This is a genomic window from Dysgonomonas termitidis, from assembly GCF_042654545.1.
Taxonomy (GTDB): Bacteria; Bacteroidota; Bacteroidia; order Bacteroidales; family Dysgonomonadaceae; genus Dysgonomonas; species Dysgonomonas termitidis.
In genome coordinates, this window is sequence record NZ_JBHSGN010000231.1 from 1 (window position 1) to 2,098 (window position 2,098).

2 protein-coding genes are annotated in these 2,098 nt (G+C 40.3%); both read right to left on the reverse strand.

The features are described from left to right. Nucleotides 1-131: 131 nt before the first annotated feature. The gene (locus ACFO6W_RS26400; RefSeq protein ID WP_380002173.1) at nucleotides 132-1,103 is read right to left on the reverse strand and encodes a hypothetical protein; all 972 of its coding nucleotides are present in this window, start codon (nucleotides 1,101-1,103) and stop codon (nucleotides 132-134) included. Nucleotides 1,104-1,121: 18 nt separating this feature from the next. Then, nucleotides 1,122-2,098: hypothetical protein (locus ACFO6W_RS26405; RefSeq protein WP_380002175.1), on the reverse strand; the 977-nt coding region annotated here is incomplete at its 5' end.

Here is a 2,098-nt window from a genome sequence, read left to right on the forward strand (position 1 = left end):
CAGATTCTACCCTGGAAACAATATGGCTCTTATTTTTCCGTCATTAGCCGTACTGTTAGTCTTAACTTCACCGGCTAGAACTTCAATAAAAGTTGCCTGATAATTTCCATCGAACAGAATATTTCACTTTTCTACAATTTTCCTGTAATTTGCGAAATATCGAACTTACCGTCAATGTTCTGAATTTCTATCTTTCCTTTGAGAATATCAAAGAAGAAATCGCGGATTTTTTCGGAAGTCAACGTAGCGGGTTTACCATTTTTGTCAATACCCATATCGTAAGTTTTGAGTAGCTGCGAACCCAGGCTTGCCGCTGTGAGCAGGAAATGATTTTGGAACTTGTCCATGTCCAGTAGATCGGCTGCCAATACTTTACCAACAACTGTATAACTGCGTAGCGTTTTCTGGATTTTTTCATTGGCAAGTGTCGTTTTCACCTCATCGGTCTCGATATTCATTTCAATCTTGCCGGAATTGCCGGCTTGCGGTAGCCCTTTATATAATGCACCTAAATCAGCCAAACTCAAATTGAATAGTTTTGCTTCGGCGGTTGCAAGTATTTTTTCAATCGAAAACGCGCTTGGTAACAATAAACTTACCATTTGTGCGATTCTTACAGATGGCGTATTGAAAGTACCAACAATACAATTTGTCAGGTCAATTTGCTGTGTTGCGAAAACACCGCCGATTACTATACAATTTTCTAAGATAATTTCATCGGCGTAAATAGTACCCGCCACAAATGCGTTGTATAGCGTAACAGTTTTTGCATTAATATCGGAATAGAACATGATATTGCAGTTCGCTGCACGTGAAACAACGGAATTTGCCGACCCAACGCTCTTCTTAAATGCCACATTGCCTTTTGCTTCGCTATTGACATAAAGTTCCAACTGTGTGAAAACAGTTCCCTGGATTTCAAGGTCACCATTTTGAATTTCAAGTTTGTGGGCATATACAGGCCCTTCTATAACCGTGTTGCCTTGTACTGTGATGGTGCGATTGAGTTCAGCAACTTTTTCGGGCAGGATTGAACTTCGCACTAAATTATCCTTCAATTGTATATTGCTTTCGTTAAAACGAAGTTCTTTTAATTCTTTCATTTTATTTGATTTTTTTAATTATATACTTTTAATATGATTGAAATTCAACATACTTGCAATATTTTCTTTTACACGATTGCTGTGTGTATCGGCTGAACTGAAATGACGGTTAAGTTCGGCATTGAAATAACGCCCGATCTGGGCTTTACTTTCACCGGAAATAATACTCCAATGCTGTGCCTGAAAATCAGCCATTAATTCGTTTTCCTGCATTTTGGATAGGGAACCGGATTGGAACAGTCTTCTGTCAATTTGGCTTTCTTCGCTTTGCGTCTCGATAAAGCAAACCGGCAGGTACAGGACAGCGGTAACAGTTTCATTCAACATGCTTTGGTTAATTGTTTCATCCAGTTTTTTTTGTTTCAGCAAAAATATATTTGCCTTGCCGATAGTATCCAATGCGCGTTTCTTGGCAATGGAAGCGCTGATTCTTGCCTGTAACTCAGAACCTTCTTTCCCAAAAACAGAGACGGTGCTGGCTAAATCGCTGCCCAAAGCACGGTTAGTGTGATTGTCACTTTCGCGTTTGAAAACAAAGGCGGGCTTATCCAACTCGAAAATCCGGTTTTCTAGTTCGTTGTTCAGATCTTCAAAAATGTTCAGATAGCGGCTTGTAATACGATTATAGTCGGTTTCCATCTGTTTTTGCTTTCCCACACAGCGTTTTGCCAATTCGTGCAGATGCATTAAGGTTGCATCAAGTTTTGTGGTTAATTCCATTATTTGCTGGCTGATTTCGGAACGGATAGTCTTAAAAAAGCCATCAATTATGGTTTGTCCTATTTTTTTTGCATTATTGTCGATTGATGCGATTTGCGCTGCTTCTGTGGCAACAACTGCACCAGTGAGCAAACTAACATTACTATTGCAGTTATCGATGCTGCGATCAAAAGGAGTGGTTTCGACATCGATATTCACTGTAACATTCTCGTGGGCAGTTCCGCTATACGACACACTCCCGCCGTGCTGGGAAGCAGGGTAGCTGACAGAACCGG

Coding starts and splice junctions, on each gene's coding strand:
- ACFO6W_RS26400 (WP_380002173.1), bottom strand. CDS start 1,103: ATGAAAGAATTAAAAGAACTTCGTTTTAACGAAAGCAATATACAATTG.